This window comes from Veillonella sp. AF13-2, from assembly GCF_003603295.1.
GTDB classification, from domain to species: domain Bacteria; phylum Bacillota; class Negativicutes; order Veillonellales; family Veillonellaceae; genus Veillonella; species Veillonella parvula_E.
In genome coordinates this window covers 390,101-409,912 of record NZ_QTMT01000002.1, presented here as the reverse complement: position 1 = coordinate 409,912, position 19,812 = coordinate 390,101, and the positions used below count along the sequence as shown (strand labels likewise).

Below are 19,812 nucleotides of genomic sequence, written 5' to 3'. Positions count from 1 at the left end.
CACACCTCTAGGCCTTTACGTACGGTTTTATGTTTTCTTGAATTATAGTTTCATACTCATCTAAAAGAGCATAGCGATTACGATATTGGCTACGTTTTTGTGATTTAATCTCTTCCATAGGTTTGCGTTCTTCTTCAAGAGGAATAGTAAAGTAATTTGGATCGGATTCCAATACTGTACCCCCAATATCCTCCCACAAGGTATCTAATACGGCCACCTTTGATTTATTACCACGCACCATATGTGAATTTGCATAAAAGCCTTCATCAGATACGGCAAGTATGGATTCTACTCGCGCAGCACGAGCGATTTCACGAATCAAGAAGGTAATAAAGTTCTTCGGACGGTAACCATACATCTTTTTCGTAATCTTCTTAGCTCGATCAAGACCATCTTTATAACCTTGAATAGTACCGATAACAAGAGTTCTCTCTCCATTAGGGCCTTTAGCAAAGCGAATATTTGCATGGTATACGCCCTTATCTTCGAGCAAGAGCATAACTGTCAAGAAACCTTCCTTACGTTGTCCCGGCTCGTAATATAGATGAGCAGACATATTGAGCTCATCGGAACTCCAAAAGGTAATACCCCGTTTTTTATCGAAATAATCAAACTCCGCTTCGTCTACATACATGAGCTGAATCGCTTTATCCGTAAACACCTCTTGTAATATGGTGAAATGCTGACGAAGAGCTTCCAAACGCCATTGTGGCGTAGAGTTTTTAATCAAAAACATACGACTCATCAATTCATAGAGACTAGGATGTTTTTCCAACAGCTTTGGATCTGGAGTATAAGATTTAAAGAAGTTTTCAAATTCCGTAACCGTTGAGTCATGAAGACAAGAGCGCATTGTATGTAAGAAGGTTCGTCTCGTTTCACGCCATGTGCGCTTGCCATATATAGTACGGCCTATATGCCAATGTTTTCCAAAATTGCCTAACATAATGCTCCCTCTATTACAATTTGCCCTTGGATTTTAGTAAATAGTAAAACTTTACGTATTTAGTCATCGTATAGAAATATTGATTAAAACATAATTGCTTATTACTGAATAAAAATATTATAAACAATACTTATTGGTATTTAACTTTATTTTCATAATAATTAATATACCACATAGTTAATAATGTCCAGTCTCGCGCATCGTCCCCATGATTATCAATAGGGCGAATTGGCTCAACCGGTTTATAGGATGGTATGTTGCTTTCACCATAATCCATACGAACATCGCCCATCATATGAGGCGTAATCCATTGATATGGTGTAACTAATGTATCTGGCTGTTCATCAAACAAGGACGGTACGATGGAATAATATTCGAAACCCTTTGGTGCAATGGCTTCAATAATGGTAGGCATGAGGCTCATATGCGTGCCAATTGGCGCCGTAATCGTATCCTTGGTGAAAGCAGGATGTTGCAACAATCCTACAGTACAGAATGTATCGCGCAAGGTATAATCTCGTTGAATTAAGGATGTATTATTCAAAGAGCCAAATAGATTAGAATGGTCACCAGTGACAACAAATAAACTATCAGGAAAAGCCTCTTTCATAGCATTTACAAAGTTAAATATCGCCTTATCACTATAGCGATAGGTAGCCAATTCCTTATTGCGTTTCTTGTTAGATTTTAAATCATCTCCAAGATTTGGCATAACCTTCTCAGGATCATAATCTAATAGGGAATCTTCCATTTTATAAGGACCATGATTGGATGTAGTATAAATAAAATGGAATGTAGGATGTTCTAAAGATTTGATTTCTTGTTCTATATGTTCTAAAAATACATGATCATAGACGCCTACCCAAGTTTTAGGTGCATCAGGGCCACAGAAAACAGAAGCACTTTCCACACGGTCAAATCCTTGGGCATTACCGAAGTGATTAAAATTACCGTACGAAGCATTACCACCATACCAATAAATCGTATCATAGCCTAATCGCTTCATTTGAGATGCCAAAGAAGTCGGCAATGGTTCATGCCAGAAGGCTTCCCGTTCATTGATTTCCGTACCCGCATCATAGACACCAGATAACATACTCACAATAGATGGGCGAGATACATTACCGGCAGGTAAAAAATTAGGTACTTGCACCGTATGAGGATTATCTTTAAAATCCCATAAACCAGAGCATATATTGAGATCCTTATAAGGTTCATCAAGAGACCACTGAGGGATACTTTCACCAACAATAAAGAAAATATGTTGTGGTCTATCAATACGAGGGCCTGATGCAACGCGCTTGAATGCATGAAGCGGTGTATTCAAATCCTGCCAAGAATCTTTATAATCCTTAGGAACAATACGGTGAATCGCGTCATCAATGTCCTCAGCAGATGCCGTATATTCATCACGAAGTGGATGTTTTAGCACAGTTTCTAAGGCACATAGATCTGGTACTGTAGCACGAGCAAAGAATATATCCTCTTTTACTACTGTAGGAATCGTATCCCATTCTGGTTTATCATCATGAGATAAGGTTCCACCATAGCGGAACCAATAAAACCCCAAAACGGAGGCAGCCACAAGCCCTATATTCCAAGCTACAATAGACCAAGTTTCTTCCATAGTTGGATAGGGTATAGATGGCAAGGATAAGAAGAAATCTCCCATATACCAGGATATAAATATCATAGGAATCAATCCTAAAATGACGAGAATTCCTCGATCTTGATTAAAAAATACATCAATCAAATTATGTTTCTCTGCATGATTTCCATAATGAACCATATAGTTATACGTATCATGGAAATGCTTATAAAAAATCATTTTTCCTGCAAAAGCTGCGTAAAGTATACAGGAATAAATAGTTAATCCCACTAACCGTACAGCATCTTCTATTTGGTGATACCCATCAAATAATAATGCAGGGAGTGTCACCAATACTAAGGGTAGTAAGAATACATAAGCATCAAAATCCATCCCCCACCAAAAGCCATAACGCAATGAACCCACTACAGATTTCCAGCGTCCCTTCCATGTAGGGTAAGGATTATACACAATCATGAATATGATTCGAAAGATGGTGCTTAATATAGGAGCCCAAAGCATTAGTTTTATATTTTGTTGTAGGGATAGAAAAAACTGTTCACTCATTCATACTTCCATATCTACTTCAAGAACAATAATTCCCCATAGCAATCTACTATACTAAATTACTGATTATAATTGCCCATTAGATTTGTTTAAATAATATAATTTTACATATTTCGTCATGGTGTACATCATATGGTAGATAGATAATAGAAAACCTATTTTTCCATCTAATATGCCACCTTGCAAAATATATATCTTAAAAAATGCCCATGTTGGACGCAATATAATATCCCCTAAAAAACTACAAGATTTCCCTTGTTCCTTGTACTTATTGGCCGCTGCTGTAGTGTATTTATTGAACTTTTCAAAGAACTGATGCCAGTTATCATAAGTGTAATGATACAATTTACCTTCTAATGTAACTTGTGGATAAGGACTAATAAAAGTCTCATGGACTGCCCCCTCCACTGTAGCCCCTTCACGAGGCATTAATCTCAAAACCTTATCAGGTCTTACTACGCCATGAGTAGCTGGATTGTGATAGAATAAATTATATCTTCGTAGCCAATAGGCCTTTGGCTCTCCTTTAATAGATTCTTGGATTGATTTTGCTAATTGAGGAGATACACGCTCATCCGAGTCTATAAATAGAATCCATTCACAATGTGCTTGAGATATACCAAATCTCCGTTGTTGTGACCAATCTCCATTCAGAGGATGTGGTATAACTTTAGCCCCCAAGTTAGTAGCAAGAGGTACCGTTTGATCTGTACTTCCATCATCAATAATTAATATTTCATCAGCAAATTGAATACTTTTAATACAATCTACAATATGTTTTTCTTCATTTCTGGCTAAAATGATTACAGATAAAGATGGCATTATTTTACATTCCTATTTTAAAAATAATATCTTAGCTAAATAAGCTATATAATTTAAAATAAAAAATTAATAATCTAATGATTCAAAAGGTTTATATATAGCTTTATTTAATCTTCTAAATTGGCTAATAAGTTTACCTTTTAAAGGTAGCTGATTATATAGCTCTTTATATGCTTTATCTTTTTTAGATTTTCGATCTGATTTCCATATTTTTTCTACAGATGACGGAGCTAAATCCTCACTAAGTTGTAATATTAAATCTTTATCAAGACAATATAATTTACATGCATTTAACCAATAATAAAATTTAAATGCATCTATTTCAAATTTTACAGGGGTTTGTAATTTTTTAATATTTTCAGCTGCTGTTCTATTAATCATATATCCATGAGTACAAAATGCATTTCGTGTTGAATATAAATTTATATTTTCTCTCACACTTCCTATACGTTTATGATGATAGATACTCTTTTGTAAAACTACTAAACGAGGTTCATTTGTTTCTTCTAAAAATTCTTTTATTTTTAATAATGAATCATAATTAAAATACTTTGTAAAATAAATATCATCTTCACAAATCATAATACTTTTTTCATCAGATTTAAGAAATACATCATATACACCACAATGACTTAATGCGCAGCCAATTTCACTGGGTGATAAAAAAGTATCTTTTATAGATTTTGCATCTAATTCCTCTTTAGACATCTTATTAGCCATAATGGCATCAAAAAATCTAAATGCTATATTTTTTTTATTAAATTCATTTATAACATTTTGTCTACGTACTACATTATTTTTATCTGATATTACAACGATATTCATTTTTCTCCCCATTATACTTAAAGTTATAATTACATTTTATAATACAATCTAATTCCTAAATTATTTAAGTTCCTTATTGAATACTATCCCCATGCTTAATACGCCATGCCGCAAGTTCGCGCATGTTTTTAATCATATCTCCATAGGATTGAGGCATGCTCGCACTTTGTTCTAACACTTTGCCATTTTTATCGAGATATAATCTATGATTAAATACAAATTTCTCTTGTGTAAACAAACTTGGTACCATCGCTTCATAGGTTTGACCAGGTCGGCCTATTAATTCCGCCAAGGTTGGAATGATTTGAATGCTCATGCCGAACGCATTAGGCGCAAGCCAATCTTTATGAATGCCGCGACCATAAAAAATAATAGGAATAGTAGATGCCACATTAGGGCCTACTTCACGAGCAAAGTTAAAGCGTTCGCTATGGTCACCTGTAATGACGAAGAGTGCAGAAGGATCTGCTATTTCTTCGCGAGCGATAAAATCACCCATTACGTGGTCTGCGTACCAAATATGGCCCATTTCGTTCAATTGCTTATCGTTTTCTTCGATAGAATCTGGCAAATGACCTTTTACCTTATTCACATCGTAGCCTTCCTTACCCACATTGATGCTATACGGTGGATGATTAGAAGTAGTCATGATAACATTGAGAATTTTTTCCCCTCTATGTTGATCCATGTAGGCAGAAATAGCTTTAAATAAATATTTATCGCCTACACCCCAAGCGTTGCCGTCTTCGCTTGGCATTTCTGAAGCATCGTGGAATTCATCAAAACCTTGAGATAAAACAAAGTTTTTAACATTTTGCCAGGTGCTAAAGCCGCCATACCAGAATACAGTCTTGTAGCCTAGCTTTTTCATAACAGGACCAATGCCTAAACCATAAGGCTCTTTGAAACTTTCACCTTCGTAGTTAGGATATAACCCTGTGTCAGGCATACCCGTCAACAAACCATTGATGGCCGGCATCGTGCCTGTACCTTGGGCGAGGGCTAGCTGTGTGCTCATCGCTTGAGGACTAGCAGCGTATTTACGACCTTGTTCAACGAGGTACGCACCAGGCTCGTTATATTCAGCGAGGAACGGCCACAAGCCATAGGATTCTCCAAGAACGAGGTTTATGGACTGTGGTTGCTCCGCTAGTCGCTGTATTGTAATAGTTCTGGTGAAAGAACCGTCAAAATTTGTACCGTTAAACTTACCACCAACGGCAGTGATTTTTTCATTTAACTCTTGAGGCGTTAAGTTAATAACCTCAAGCTCAGCCGTCCGTTTAGCAATGCTTTTAACACGATAGAGAGCCTGTACATCATCGAGGATATTTTCATTCAACAGATTAGAACTAAGACGGGCCGCACTTTCCCAGTTGATGGAATTCGTATAGCTGAAAGCGCCGCCAAATCTAAAGAATAGACCTAGTACACCGATAACGACAGTCAACCCAATGCCCGCCATCCATTGAGTTTTCTTCGTCTTAGGATACCAAGTAGTACAAAGTCGTTGATTATCTGCACAGTCACTATTTCTTAGATTATCCGCATCATCACCATTCCTTAGATCATCAGCGTAGTCATTATATTTCTTCGTGTTCCACGCCAAAAATTTAACGAGGAAATAGCAAAGAGCTGCACTCAATACAATGGCCCCAATGATGTACATGAGGGCGTTATATTCGTTGATTGCTGTATTTACAATGGCGCCGATATCATCGTTTTTACCGTTGATAAGCATTGCGTTGTAGGAAGAGTTGAAAATCTTATAGAATGGAATGCGTCCCAGAAATAGGAAGGTCAACAATATAGTCGCAATGGAGTAGATAACCTGTTTAATGCGCAAGGACGGCCATTTGGGTACAAAGGTATACACCAATGTACCCCCTAAAAAGCCCAGTAAACACAAAGAACCGACGGTCTTGAGACTCAATCTAAAGCCTAGCCATAAGGACGTGAGGATATTCTCCATCGTCACAGAAGCTAGTTGTGATTGAAATACTGCAAGAAACACGATTCTAAATGCAGTCAACAAAGCAGAGAAAAAGATAAATACCTTAATCTCTGTTCGTATGCCTTCAAATAATCGCTGCCATCGGTTCATCATTAACCCCTAACTGTTGTATCCTATAACTCTAATTATTAACCTAACACTAAACTTAACTATCAGCCTAACTGATAACCTAACTAGTATGTTAGAAAAATAACTATATTGTTACATGCATAACAAAACTACCTAACTATACTGCCTAAATGATTAATAAAATATCATAAACTACATATATATGCTATATATATATGCTACATAATATACTACATATATATTCTACGTAATTTGTTACATCATATTCTACTAATTACATAACTATCAATTATTTCGGATATTTCTTACATTTAGGACCTTTACATCGTTTGCATTTACCGCATCCACGGTCGATAGTCTCAGCACCTGCTGATTTTTTCGCACTAGTACTCTCCTTGACCATCTTTTCAGAGGCCTTACTATTCCATACGGAAACTATCGATTCTGCTTTTTTGCGGATTCATCCTTTTTGGATTTTTTATCCTTTTTCTTATCTTTCTTCTTATCTTTTTTCTTGAAAGTATCAGCCAAGAAGACTGTTTTTAACTTATCATTTAAGACTTTAAGCTTCTTTTCAGCTTTATCTTTCTTTTTCTTTAACTTTTCTTCGTCTTTAGAACGTTTTTCTTCCTTAGACTTCTTGTGTTTTTTCTCTTTTTTATCTTCTTTAGACGTTTTATCTTTCTTAGATTTTTTTTCGCCTTTGGACTTTTTGTCTTCTTTGGATTTCTTATCCTCTTTAGATGTTTTACTTTCCTTGGATTTTTTATCGTCCTTAGATTTCTTATCTTCAGAGCTGTTGATACGCGCCCATTCATCATCAACGCGTTTCAATTTCTTTTTAAGAAGCTTCTCCATCTTCTTATTTGTTTTATCGGACTCTAAACCAGCTTTACCAAATAACAAAGCATTCACCGCCGTGTATGGATCAATAGAGGACATATCCTCATCATCTACTTTAGCCGCCTCTGATTTCTTATCTTTTGAAAGTTCATCAAAACCATCTACATCTAACGCTTCATCTTCATCTAAATGATGAATTGCTAAGCTTTCAACGCCTTCTAATGGTTTAACATCAAGGTGCTCAATCGCAGTATCTTCAAAATCTGCCATTTCCTTACCGGAGCTTTCACCAAAACCAGTAAAGAGGCCGCCTATAGATTTTAATTCATTCAATTTAATATGATTCATGCCCACCGTAGAATCATGATGCACAGGAACGTCAGATAATTGTACCTGTTCCATAGCATATGCATCATAATTATGACTTGCACCCTTGCCAAGTCCAGATGTATTAGAAATGACGATATCTTCCTTATCGCCACCTAGCACATCGCCAAATAGATCTTCTTCTAAAGATTCGTAAGAATGCAATAAGGCCATACGTTTTTGAACATCTTCAATTTGATTCCACAAATCAACGAGAGAAGATGTATAGTACACCCGTTCCTTTACCTCTAAATAAGCTTGATAAACGATAGCCAATTCGGACTCATTAAGGCCTTCCTCTGTACCAATTTCTTCAATCATTTGTTGAATCTGTTGATCTCGGTCATATCGTTTAATTAAAGCTTTACGAATGCGTTCAATCAACATTGTATCTATGAGTTCCATATGCACCTCCTGTATTCAATACACTCAGTCCTATCCGCTACATTAGCGTATACGAATCAATGTATAGAACCATAAAAATAAATTGATTTTATAATCTCTAATATATTATTATAGCAGAATTTATCTGCTTTTTCCTTAATAATATGTGTAAAAGTTCCTTAAAAATAGAATAAAACCTCAATTTGAATACGTTCCAAATAGTATGCATTTCATACTACTAAAGCACTATTCAAACCGAGGTTATTTAATTAACTGTTACATCAAAATATATCAAATTGTTACATAAATGTCTTTAAAGGTCTTAAATTATTTCATTATAAAAGTATTAAATTACTGCACTAAAACAAGTTAACTGAATAGACGAGAATTCGTTCTTTTGCATCGCTTGCTTCAAAGAGATCACTACAATCAATAGGTTCCTCTTGTTCCAAGCGCACATGGTTATTTAAAAAGTTCTCCACCTCGTCATTAACATAGTAGAAAAATAACTTAATCTCCCGAGGGTTATGATATAGCGAATCAAAGATATTTCCTAGTACCCGCTTAATCGTATGGAGTGCAAAGGGATTAAAGAAAAAACATCGATCAGCCTGCTCAGGTAACTCGTAGAGAGCCGCATCACCGTGTACAAATGACACGCGATGGCGCGCTGCTGGACTTTCGCCATTAATCAAAGCCTTTTCATATAGCCGTTCATCATATTCAATGCCTATAGAATGACAGCCCGTTTGGTAAGCCATGAAAATACTAACTCTACCCTTGCCACTGCCATAGTCAATGAGGGTATGTTTCTTGCAAATATGACCACTATTTGCCAAACGCTCCAACACGCAATAATCCGTCGGCTCATACGGATGATGCTCCGTATCGGAACGACTATCATCGCGACCAGAGGTTTTAATTTGTAATACACTTTCCCACTCTTGCTCTGTTGCCATCTATATAATCCTATTATGAGGCCCAAATTATATGACCTAATACTGATACTAATCTTAATTTCTATACATACTATACCCTTATTAGGGTACTATTTACAAATTAAAATCAATCATGATAGATAACGAAGGAAATAAATGTTTTTGTAGTATTTAATGCATGCAAAAGGAAAAAAGGAGGGCGGCAACCCTCCTTTTTCTGTGCTGGAAACACTTATTAATGCCAATATGGTATACTAGGAGTAATATTTCTATTATTCTCATGTGCAGAATTATATGTCATTAAAAAGGAGTATCTACTTACATGGACAGTGATCTGACCTTAGATTTTATCATTATCATCGTATTAATCATTGCAAATGGTTTATTCTCCATGACGGAGTTAGCCATCGTAAATGCAAAAAAACGTAAACTTGAAGAGTTGGCAGAATCAGGCAATGAACGCGCGAAAACAGCCTTTGAATTGTCAGAGAACCCAAATGAAATGTTCTCTACCATTCAAATCGGCATCACCCTTGTAGGCATTTTAACTGGTTTATATTCTGGTGCTACCTTCTCTGGACCTTTAGAAGATATATTAGTAGCAAATATTCCAAGCATCGAACCATACGCAGCCTCTATAAGCTCCTTCATTATCGTTGCCATCATCACCTATTTATCCCTCGTTATCGGCGAACTCGTGCCTAAACGCTTGGCCTTAAATAGCCCTGAAAGCATTGCCGTTGTAGTAGCAAAACCAATTTACTGGCTATCTGTGGCGTTAAAACCAATCGTTAGCTTCCTCGGCATTTCCACAGAATTCCTCTTAAAAATGCTAGGCGTTACCGTAAAAGAAGAAGCCCCTGTTACAGAGTCTGAAATTAATAAAATGCTTACCGAAGGCGTTGCCATGGGTGCTTACGAAGAGGAAGAACCTATCCTCGTAGAAAATATCTTCCATCTCGCAGATATGAACGCAGGTGACATCATGACGCCTCGTACACAGCTCAAATGGATTGATCTTAATGGCACGGAAGACGAGATCATGGAGGTTCTCAAGAATGCCAACCATTACCGCATTCCTGTAGGTACCGATTCCTTGGATGAATTAAAGGGTCTCGTTACCGTATCCGATGTATTAGTTCAAATTATGCAACGTCCTAGTGAAAGTTCCATTCACGATATCATCAAAGCTTGTTTGAAAGAACCTGTTCTCGTTCCTGAATCCATTTCACTCATGAAATTATTGAACGTTCTACGTACAGAAGGCGTTCACGAAGCAATTATCCTCGACGAATATGGTGGTTTCACTGGCCTTGTCACCTTGCATGACATCATGGAGGAAATCGTAGGCCTTATGCCTTCCGGTGAGGAAGAAATCAAGGAAGAAGAAAACAAGATCATCGAACGCGATGGAGCATGGCTCGTAGATGGCCTTCTCAACGTAGATGAATTTAAAGAATTCTTTCACATCGATCAAGAATTGCCAGGCGAAGAAGACGATTTGTACAAAACTATGGGCGGTCTTTTAAACGTCCTCTTCGGCCGTATTCCAAAGGAACTCGACAAGGCAAAATGGAACGGCTATACCTTTGAAGTCATCGATATGGATCATACTCGTATCGATAAAATCCTTGTAACCTATGAAGAACCTATTGTAGAACAAGAAGAAGAAAAATAAAGTTCAAAAATAAATAGACAAAACCTAAAAAAGTGAGTTCTCTTACTATGAACTGCACCCCCAAAATTGGACATATTTTGGAATACAGCTCAATCAATAGAGGACTCACTTTTTTTGCTACAATTTTGTATTCATAAAATAAGTAATACATATACTGGCAAAATATAGATTACTTTTAAAAATTATCGTTAAAATATATCATCAATTATATAAATTAATTATATAATTCTTTTATTTTCTGCATAAAGGCTAGAACTTTCAATATAAATATAGTATTATTAAATTGTATAAAATATATAATTAGTTTTTTCTATAAAATATATAATTAGAAATTAGAGTTTTTTAATATACATATAGAGTCCTATGATTACTACCTATGTGTAGTTCTGTGTCATAGGGCTTATATGCGGTAGTCAAAGGAGAGATTCTATGAATCAACGAATCATAGCAACCATAGGAGCCCTATTAATAGGGACCGCCATCATAAGTGGTTGTGGATCAGAAAAGCCCCCTGAAGATACAAGTCTCAAGGTGCGTACCATCACTATAGGTGAAGAGTCTGGAACTACTGATGCTGGCTATGCAGGCACCATTCATAATAAAACAGAAACAAACTTAGCCTTTCAAATTGGAGGGCGTGTCATCAACAAATTTGTAAATGTTGGTGATGTAGTGCAAGCAGGCCAAGTGATTGCTCAAGTCAATGGTTCAGACACATCAGCTCAAGTGCAAAATGCTGAAGGTGCTGTAAAAGCTGCTCAATCGGCCTACGAATTGGCAGAAACCAATGCTAAACGATACCGCGAGCTTTATGCACAACAAGCGATTAGTAAATTACAATTAGACCAAGCTGAAAACCAATTGAATGCCACATCTGCTCAATTACAACAAGCACAAGCAAGCCTTAATTTGAGCAGCAATCAAAATAGCTATACTAATTTGACGGCTCCTGATACAGGTATTATTACAGCTTTCAATATTGAAGCAGGACAAGTCGTAGCAGCGGGTCAAAGCGTTGGTACCTTAGCGGCTGGTCACGATCCAGAAGCAGTCATTGCCCTTCCTGAACAAGAGTTGAGTAAAATTCATGTAGGAAGCCCTGCTACTATTACCTTCTGGGCCTTACCAGATGTAACAGTACAAGGCATAGTACGTGAAATTTCACCAGTTCCTGACCCTGTAGCCAGAACGTATACCGTAAAAATTACCTTACAAAATGCGCCTAAAGAGGTACAACTAGGCATGACGGTCAATGCTAATCTATCTACCACAGATAGTACCAATATTTCTATTCCGTTAACGGCTCTTGTGAAAGACTCTAACGGTAATAATGCGGTCTATATCATCCGCGATAAGAAGGCTCATCTCGTGCCTATCAAGACTGGTGAGTTTGGTAAGAACTCCGTCATCGTCACATCTGGTTTAGCTAAAGGTGACATTGTCATCACCGCAGGTACCCAACAATTACAAGAAGGGACGGCGGTTAGTCAATGAAACAATTTAACTTAGCCGAATGGGCTCTTAAACACAAGTCCATTATCTACTACTTCATGGCTGTACTCCTCACCTTCGGTATCTTCTCGTTCACCCATATGGGACGCATGGAAGATCCTGATTTTACGATGCGCACCATGGTGGTCGGTGTTGCTTGGCCGGGGGCTTCTCCACAAGAAATGTCGGATCAGGTAACGGACAAACTCGAAGAAAAACTACGCGACCTTCCTGGTGTAGATTATACAAAATCTTTTACAGATGGCAGCAAATCCGTTATTTATATCAATTTAAGAGAGGATTTGCCATCCGATAAGATTCGTCCCGCTTGGGAAGAAGCGCGGAATATGATTAACGACGAATGGAAATCATTGCCTGCAGGCGTTCAAGGACCGACCATTAACGACAGGTTCGACGATGTATATGGCATTATCTATGCCATCAGTGGTGATGAGTATTCGTACGAAGAAAAACGACAACAAGCAGAAGACCTAAAACGTCAACTTTTATCTGTGCCTAATGTTAAGAAAATCAGCCTCATTGGGGTGCAACAACAAACCCTCAATGTAACCATAAACAAGGATAAACTAGCATCCTATAAAGTCAGTACACAACAGCTGTTAACAGCGCTTAAACAGCAAAGTATGATGGTTCCGGCTGGTGTGATTACAACAGATACAAACAATGTATATCTCCGCGTCAATGGCCTATTCGATAGTCCTCAAGCGGTGCGGGATATGCCAATCCGCATCAACAATCAAACGTTGCGCCTCGGTGACATGGCTGATGTAACCATGACCTACCAAGACCCTAGCGATCCACAGTTCTATTACAAAGGCAAGCCAGCCATTGGCATCGCCATCTCCATGGATGCAGGGGCTAATAATATCGAATTTGGCGAAGCCATCGACAAAAAACTCGAGGAATTACAGAAAACGATTCCTGCCGGTCTCGAACTCAATCAAGTATCGAATCAACCGCATATCGTTAAAGAATCCATCGGCGATTTCTCTCAATCCTTATTTGAAGCCATCGCCATCGTATTGCTCGTAAGCTTTGCATCTCTCGGCTTACGAACCGGTATCGTTGTAGCCCTCACCATTCCGGTCGTTGTGTCTACGACGTTCATCTTGATGTATGAAAGCGGCATCTATCTACATAAGGTTAGCTTAGGTGCCTTAATCCTAGCTTTAGGCCTCCTAGTAGACGATGCCATCATCGTTGTAGAAATGATGAGCGTTAAGCTTGAAGAAGGGTGGGGTCACTTTAAATCAGCTACCTTTGCTTACCAATCTACAGCATTTCCAATGCTATCGGGTACGCTCATTACCTGTGCAGGTTTCTTGCCATTAGCATTGGCACAAGGTATGGTAGCAGAGTTTACAAAATCCCTATCTATCGTTGTATTTATGGCACTTATTCTATCTTGGTTTGCCTCTGTTCTCGTCAGCCCTGTATTGGGTTATAAAATCATCGAAAACAAGGCTCCCAAGCCAGAATCGGAATGGACTAAACGAGACCGTATCATGCATAAGCTCAATGTAACCTTCTATGATAAGTTTGAAAAACTATTACATTGGGCTCTAGGACATCACAAGGTAGTCTTGCTAGCCACATTAGGAGCTTTCGTTTTATCCTTGCTTTCACTACCATTGATCAAACAGGAATTTTTCCCATCATCAACGCGTAATGAAATCATTATATCCATGCAATTTCCTCAAAGCTCGTCCATCGAGTATACTGCTAACCAAGCAAAACTCATCGATGAACATTTGAAAGATGACGAACGCATTGCAACCTTCACCTCCTACATTGGGCAAGGTTCTCCACGTTTCGTCCTCACCTTGGAACCGGAATTGCAACGGAACAACTTCTTGCAATATGTGATTGTCACAAAATCCTTAGAGGATCGCGATAAACTTTATGCTGAATTGACTCCTTATTTAAACGAGCAATTCCCATCGGCCCTTGTAAATACGCAATTCTTACAAATCGGTCCACCATCCAAATTTCCAGTCATGCTTCGCGTTGCTGGCCCTGATCAAAAGGTGGTAAAAGAAATTGCAAATCAAGTAAAAGCTAAAATGCAAGACGATAAAGACTTACAAAATATCGCCTTTGACTGGCCAGATACAGAACCTGTAGCCAATATTCACATCGATCAAAACAAGGCACGTTTACTCGGCATCGATAGCTATGCTGTATCCTTGCACTTGCAAAGTCTATTGTCTGGTACTAAATCTGGTGAATACTACGAAGGGAACCAAACCATTCCTGTTACCTTCCGTTTAGGTGACAACGAGCAACATAACTTAAGTGCTCTTTCATCCTTGCCAATTCAAACAGGCAATGGTTCCTACGTACCTCTTAGCCAAATTGCAACTATTACCATGGCTCAAGAGGATGGTATTATATGGCATCGCAACATGATGCCAACTATTAGTGTTCATGCCAATGTAAAAGCCGGTGTCTTAGGCAATGCGAAAACAAAAGAGGTCTATAAATCATTACAAGACATTCGAGATTCCTTGCCTACAGGCTATTCTATTGACCTAGACGGCGCCGCTGAAAAAAGCGAAACAGCCGTTCAAAAGCTATTAACACCAATCCCAATTATGCTCTTCGTAATCATGACAATCCTCATGTTCCAATTAAAGCGTATCGCCCTCATGTTAATGGCTCTACTCACTGCTCCATTGGGGCTAATCGGTGTTGTATTAGCACTTAATATTACGAGAACACCGTTAGGCTTTATGGCTATTCTAGGAATCATCGCCCTCTCGGGTATGATCATCCGTAACTCCATTATCTTGTTAGACCAAATCGAAATCCACAAGGCAGAAGGCCAAGAACCTCGTGAAGCAATTATCAACTCCGCTACACTTCGTTTCCGCCCTATCATGCTCACCGCTATCGCAGCGATTTTAGGCATGATTCCTCTCATGGGATCTGTATTCTGGAGTCCATTGGCTATCGCCTTTAGCGGAGGCCTACTAGTGGCAACTATTCTAACACTCATCGTATTACCAGTCATGTATGCAAGCTGGTATAAGGTAAAATAAAAAAGCAGTAATTATTTCTGCTTTTTTATTATCTATAAGATATATAGATAAACCACAATACAAAAAACCCCCTATAAAAGTTTCTAATACTTTTTATAGGGGGTTTTTTAATAAATATCATATAAAAAAACAGCAGGGCTTTCCCCTGCTGTTTTTTTAGTCACAATAATACATTACGACTTACTTATTTCCCTTAGGATTATATTAATAATTATATCTGACTTAGTCTATTATTTATTAAACTACAACGGCTGTACCATTGCATGTAATCATAAGCATGCCATTTTGTGCACCTACTGTGCTGTATTGGAAGGATACGCCAATAATAGCATTAGCACCCAATTTAGAAGCTCGTTGAGACATTTCGTCGAGAGCTGCTTTGCGCGCATTCATCAAAGAATCTTCATAGCTACCGCTACGACCACCAACAATGTCACGAATACCGGACATGAAATCTTTTACAAAGTTACGGCCTTCTACGACTTCACCAAATACAATACCTTTGTACTCTTGTACAGGTTTGTTTTCAATATGCATAGTTGTAGTAATAATCATAATTGTATCCTTTCTAATTGACTACAATATATTTTGATTTATTATAACAAGACTTTTAGAGAAAAACAAATATAAATATAGCTTTCACATAAAACAATTACATATTGTATCTCCAAAAATTACATACTATATATCAAAAATTTACATATTATACATCAAAAAAAGACCTGTTCACTACTTTCATAATGAACAGGTCTAATTTTATATTTTTATCTATCAAAATCGCGGTCTAAGTTAACTTCTTTCAACGGCACAACTTTAGTTTTGTTGATGTATTTGTAACCAAGGTACACTGCGAAGAAGATTGGTAAGCCAATGTAGGCAACGGATACGCCGTACCAGTCGATAGTATCGCCTGTGAAAGCGGAGTAGTTTTGACCACAAATGATGATGACGCAAAGAATGAACGCCAAGATTGGGCCAACTGGGAATAACCACGCTTTGTATGGCAATTCACTAAGATCTCTGCCTTGTGCAATGAAAGCACGACGGAAACGATAGTGAGATACTGCGATACCAACCCAAGCGATGAAACCGCATAGACCAGAAATATTAACAATCCATGTATAGGCTGTACCTTCGCCGATAAAGCTTGTTAGGAACGCAAATAAACCGATTGCTGTCGTTAAGATTAACGCAGGCACTGGAACGCCGCGTTTATTTAACTTAGCAAAAATTTGAGGTGCTTGACCTTCCTTAGCGAGTGCGTACAGCATACGCGTAGAAGAGTACAAACCAGAGTTACCAGCACTCAATACAGCTGTTAAGATGATAGCATTGATAAAGCTAGCAGCAAAGGCAAAACCAAAACGATCAAATACGAGTGTAAATGGAGAAATAGATACGTTCTCTACACTAGAGTTCAACAAATTTGGATCTGTGTACGGAATCAAGAAACCGATAACCGTGAAAGCACCGATATAGAATAATAGAATACGCCAGAAGATTGTATTAATCGCTTTTGGCACGTTCTTTTCAGGGTCTTCCGCTTCACCAGCGGCTACACCGATCAGTTCAGTACCTTGGAAGGAGAATCCTGCCACCATAAAGATAGCTAGAATAGATTCCCAGCCACCTACAAATGGAGCTTCTCCTACAGTCCAGTTTGCAAATCCTGGAGATGTACCACCGATACCAAAGATGAGCATAAAGCCACAGAATAGAAATACGAATACTGTAATAACTTTGATGCTAGAGAACACATATTCACTTTCACCAAAGGAACGAGTAGATAAATAGTTCAAGCCAAATAAAATGAGCAAGAACAGAGCAGACCATACGATGGCAGGCACATCAGGGAACCAATATTTCATGATAAGCGCCCCTGCTAATACTTCAGCAGCCAAGGTAATAGCCCAATTAAACCAGTAATTCCAACCTAAGGCAAAACCAAAAGCAGGGTCTACATAGCGTTTTGCATAAGTCCCGAAGGAACCTGGAATTGGCAAGTATGTAGCCATTTCCCCAAGAGATGTCATGAGGAAATAAACCATGATACCAATGAGGCCGTAAGCTACTAGCGCACCACCAGGGCCTGCTGTACTTACCACTTCACCACCAGCAACGAATAAACCTGTACCGATGGCGCCACCTAAAGCAATCATATTCATATGACGAGCTTTTAGGGACCGTTTTAGGTGTTGATCTTTGTTAGACGTAAACTCTACGTTACTATTATGATTTTCAGACATGGGTCACCTCTTACAAATCTAGATTACGCACGTATTTCGCGTTATCTTCAATAAATTTACGACGAGGCTCTACCTTATCACCCATGAGAACCGTAAAGATTTTGTCAGCTTCGATAGAATCTTCTAAACTAACTTGTAGAATCGTACGATTATCAGGATTCATTGTAGTTTCCCATAATTGTTCAGGGTTCATTTCACCTAAACCTTTGTAACGTTGGATTGTAGTACCATCACGGCCTACTTCATCAAGTTTAGCAGTCAACTCAGCATCAGAGTATACATACCAGTGAGATTTACCCTTCTTGATTTGATACAAAGGTGGTTGAGCAATATAGATATGACCTTCCTCTACCAATGGTTTCATATAGCGGTAGAAGAATGTTAATAACAATGTACGGATGTGAGCGCCGTCAACGTCCGCATCTGTCATGATGATAATCTTGTTATAACGGGATTTTGTAATATCGAATTCATCGCCAATACCTGTACCAAAAGCGGTAATCATGGAGCGAATTTCGTTATTAGCCAAAATCTTATCTAGACGTGCTTTTTCTACGTTGAGGATTTTACCACGCAATGGCAAAATCGCTTGGTAACGACGATCGCGACCTTGTTTTGCAGAACCACCTGCAGAATCACCTTCCACAAGATAAATTTCAGTCATAGATGTATCTTTTTCGGAGCAGTCCGCCAATTTACCAGGAAGGCTAGATACTTCCAACGCATTTTTACGGCGTGTTAAGTCGCGGGCTTTACGAGCAGCCTCACGAGCACGGCTTGCCATCGTTGCTTTTTCGATGATCTTCTTCGCATCTTGAGGATGTTCTTCGAAGAATGTTTTAAGACCTTCTGTAACGATAACGTCTGTAATACCTTTAACTTCACTATTGCCAAGTTTAGTTTTTGTTTGGCCCTCAAATTGAGGTTCCAATACTTTTACAGATACGACAGCTGTCAAACCTTCACGTACGTCCTCACCGGAAAGATTGGACTCATTTTCCTTGATCAAACCAGATTTACGGCCATAATCGTTGAGGGTACGAGTCAAAGCAGCACGGAAACCAGATAGATGTGTACCACCGTCAATCGTATTGATGTTATTTACGAAGGACAACAAGTTTTCACTATAGCTATCGTTATATTGCAATGCCACATCTACCACAACATCGTCTTTTGTATTTTCAATGTTGATAACAGTTGGATTAATTGCTTCTTTATTTTCGTTCAAGAAGGTAATGAAAGAAATCAAACCACCTTCATAGTGGAAACTTTCAACACGAGGTTCCTCTAGGCGCAAATCGCTCAATGTAATGCGAAGGCCTTTGTTAAGAAATGCCAATTCTTGTAAACGCATTTTCAATGTATCAAAGCTGAATACGGTAGTTTCAAAGATTTCTGCATCTGGCTTGAAAATAACTGTAGTACCAGTTCCTGAAGCCTTGCCGATTTCGTGCAACTCGGAAATTTTATGACCACGAGCAAAGGAAATCTCTTGAACAATGCCATTTTGAGATACTTGAACCTTAGTCCATTCACTCAACGCATTAACTACGGAAATACCTACGCCATGAAGACCACCAGATACCTTGTAGCCGCCACCGCCGAATTTACCACCTGCATGCAATTTCGTTAATACTAGCTCTACCGCAGACATACCAGATTCATGCATTCCTGTTGGAATACCACGACCATCATCGACAACGGTAACACTGTTATCTGGATTGATGGATACTTCGATATGTGTAGCGTAACCAGCAAGCGCTTCGTCTACAGAGTTATCTACAACTTCGTATACGAGGTGATGCAAACCACGAGCAGACGTACTACCAATATACATCCCTGGGCGTTTACGCACCGCGTCTAGACCCTCAAGAACCTGAATATTCTGAGCGCCATAATTTTGTTCAGGCATGAAACAAACTCCTCCTAACAATCTATCATACTGTACTTGATTGAAATAAAGTGACAAAACA

13 protein-coding genes are annotated in these 19,812 nt (G+C 38.4%); 3 read left to right on the top strand and 10 right to left on the bottom strand.

Going from position 1 to position 19,812, the window contains the following annotated elements:
• Positions 1-7: 7 nt before the first annotated feature.
• From DWV85_RS05735 to DWV85_RS05705, 7 genes are all read right to left on the bottom strand, one after another.
• Positions 8-946 carry a DUF535 family protein gene (locus DWV85_RS05735; RefSeq protein ID WP_123138263.1) on the bottom strand — a complete coding sequence of 313 codons (939 nt, stop codon included), beginning with the start codon at positions 944-946 and terminating at the stop codon, positions 8-10.
• Between the two features lie 130 nt (positions 947-1,076).
• Positions 1,077-3,101 carry an LTA synthase family protein gene (locus DWV85_RS05730; protein ID WP_123138262.1) on the bottom strand — a complete coding sequence of 675 codons (2,025 nt, stop codon included), beginning with the start codon at positions 3,099-3,101 and terminating at the stop codon, positions 1,077-1,079.
• Positions 3,102-3,167: 66 nt separating this feature from the next.
• Positions 3,168-3,923: a glycosyltransferase family 2 protein gene (locus DWV85_RS05725; protein WP_123138261.1), complete on the bottom strand. Its 756-nt coding sequence runs from the start codon at positions 3,921-3,923 to the stop codon at positions 3,168-3,170.
• Between the two features lie 66 nt (positions 3,924-3,989).
• Positions 3,990-4,748: a glycosyltransferase family 25 protein gene (locus DWV85_RS05720; protein WP_165851644.1), complete on the bottom strand. Its 759-nt coding sequence runs from the start codon at positions 4,746-4,748 to the stop codon at positions 3,990-3,992.
• A gap of 73 nt (positions 4,749-4,821) precedes the next feature.
• On the bottom strand, positions 4,822-6,855 hold the full coding sequence (locus DWV85_RS05715; protein WP_123138259.1) for an alkaline phosphatase family protein: 2,034 nt from the start codon (positions 6,853-6,855) through the stop codon (positions 4,822-4,824).
• 411 nt (positions 6,856-7,266) lie between these two features.
• Positions 7,267-8,445 (bottom strand): transcriptional regulator, encoded by a 1,179-nt coding sequence (locus DWV85_RS05710; protein WP_123138258.1) that lies wholly within the window; start codon positions 8,443-8,445, stop codon positions 7,267-7,269.
• A 338-nt stretch (positions 8,446-8,783) separates the two neighbouring features.
• A complete protein-coding gene (locus DWV85_RS05705) occupies positions 8,784-9,383 on the bottom strand; it encodes a class I SAM-dependent methyltransferase (protein WP_123138257.1) in 600 nt (199 codons plus the stop codon).
• A 301-nt stretch (positions 9,384-9,684) separates the two neighbouring features.
• Here DWV85_RS05705 and DWV85_RS05700 point away from each other — a divergent pair, with 301 nt between their 5' ends.
• The 3 genes from DWV85_RS05700 (at position 9,685) to DWV85_RS05690 (ending at position 15,593) form a co-directional block, all read left to right on the top strand.
• Positions 9,685-11,040 (top strand): hemolysin family protein, encoded by a 1,356-nt coding sequence (locus DWV85_RS05700; protein WP_123138256.1) that lies wholly within the window; start codon positions 9,685-9,687, stop codon positions 11,038-11,040.
• A gap of 429 nt (positions 11,041-11,469) precedes the next feature.
• Entirely contained in the window at positions 11,470-12,534 is a 1,065-nt protein-coding gene (locus tag DWV85_RS05695) for an efflux RND transporter periplasmic adaptor subunit (protein WP_123138255.1), read from the top strand.
• On the top strand, positions 12,531-15,593 hold the full coding sequence (locus DWV85_RS05690; protein ID WP_123138254.1) for an efflux RND transporter permease subunit: 3,063 nt from the start codon (positions 12,531-12,533) through the stop codon (positions 15,591-15,593). Before DWV85_RS05695 ends, DWV85_RS05690 begins: the two co-directional genes overlap by 4 nt.
• A 237-nt stretch (positions 15,594-15,830) precedes the next feature.
• Here the strand turns inward: DWV85_RS05690 and DWV85_RS05685 are convergent, their stop codons facing one another.
• From DWV85_RS05685 to gyrB, 3 genes are all read right to left on the bottom strand, one after another.
• Positions 15,831-16,148, bottom strand: coding sequence for a YbjQ family protein (locus tag DWV85_RS05685; RefSeq protein ID WP_004692937.1), 318 nt, complete (start codon positions 16,146-16,148; stop codon positions 15,831-15,833).
• Between the two features lie 209 nt (positions 16,149-16,357).
• Positions 16,358-17,839, bottom strand: coding sequence for an amino acid permease (locus DWV85_RS05680; RefSeq protein ID WP_004698078.1), 1,482 nt, complete (start codon positions 17,837-17,839; stop codon positions 16,358-16,360).
• Between the two features lie 10 nt (positions 17,840-17,849).
• A complete protein-coding gene (gene gyrB, locus DWV85_RS05675; protein WP_123138253.1) occupies positions 17,850-19,751 on the bottom strand; it encodes a DNA topoisomerase (ATP-hydrolyzing) subunit B in 1,902 nt (633 codons plus the stop codon).
• Between the last annotated feature and the right edge of the window lie 61 nt (positions 19,752-19,812).

Excerpts from the sequence above, each read along its gene's own strand:
- DWV85_RS05735 (WP_123138263.1), bottom strand. The coding sequence starts at position 946 with ATGTTAGGCAATTTTGGAAAACATTGGCATATAGGCCGTACTATATAT.
- DWV85_RS05730 (WP_123138262.1), bottom strand. The coding sequence starts at position 3,101 with ATGAGTGAACAGTTTTTTCTATCCCTACAACAAAATATAAAACTAATG.
- DWV85_RS05725 (WP_123138261.1), bottom strand. The coding sequence starts at position 3,923 with ATGCCATCTTTATCTGTAATCATTTTAGCCAGAAATGAAGAAAAACAT.
- DWV85_RS05720 (WP_165851644.1), bottom strand. The coding sequence starts at position 4,748 with ATGAATATCGTTGTAATATCAGATAAAAATAATGTAGTACGTAGACAA.
- DWV85_RS05715 (WP_123138259.1), bottom strand. The coding sequence starts at position 6,855 with ATGATGAACCGATGGCAGCGATTATTTGAAGGCATACGAACAGAGATT.
- DWV85_RS05710 (WP_123138258.1), bottom strand. The coding sequence starts at position 8,445 with ATGGAACTCATAGATACAATGTTGATTGAACGCATTCGTAAAGCTTTA.
- DWV85_RS05705 (WP_123138257.1), bottom strand. The coding sequence starts at position 9,383 with ATGGCAACAGAGCAAGAGTGGGAAAGTGTATTACAAATTAAAACCTCT.
- DWV85_RS05700 (WP_123138256.1), top strand. The coding sequence starts at position 9,685 with ATGGACAGTGATCTGACCTTAGATTTTATCATTATCATCGTATTAATC.
- DWV85_RS05695 (WP_123138255.1), top strand. The coding sequence starts at position 11,470 with ATGAATCAACGAATCATAGCAACCATAGGAGCCCTATTAATAGGGACC.
- DWV85_RS05690 (WP_123138254.1), top strand. The coding sequence starts at position 12,531 with ATGAAACAATTTAACTTAGCCGAATGGGCTCTTAAACACAAGTCCATT.
- DWV85_RS05685 (WP_004692937.1), bottom strand. The coding sequence starts at position 16,148 with ATGATTATTACTACAACTATGCATATTGAAAACAAACCTGTACAAGAG.
- DWV85_RS05680 (WP_004698078.1), bottom strand. The coding sequence starts at position 17,839 with ATGTCTGAAAATCATAATAGTAACGTAGAGTTTACGTCTAACAAAGAT.
- gyrB (WP_123138253.1), bottom strand. The coding sequence starts at position 19,751 with ATGCCTGAACAAAATTATGGCGCTCAGAATATTCAGGTTCTTGAGGGT.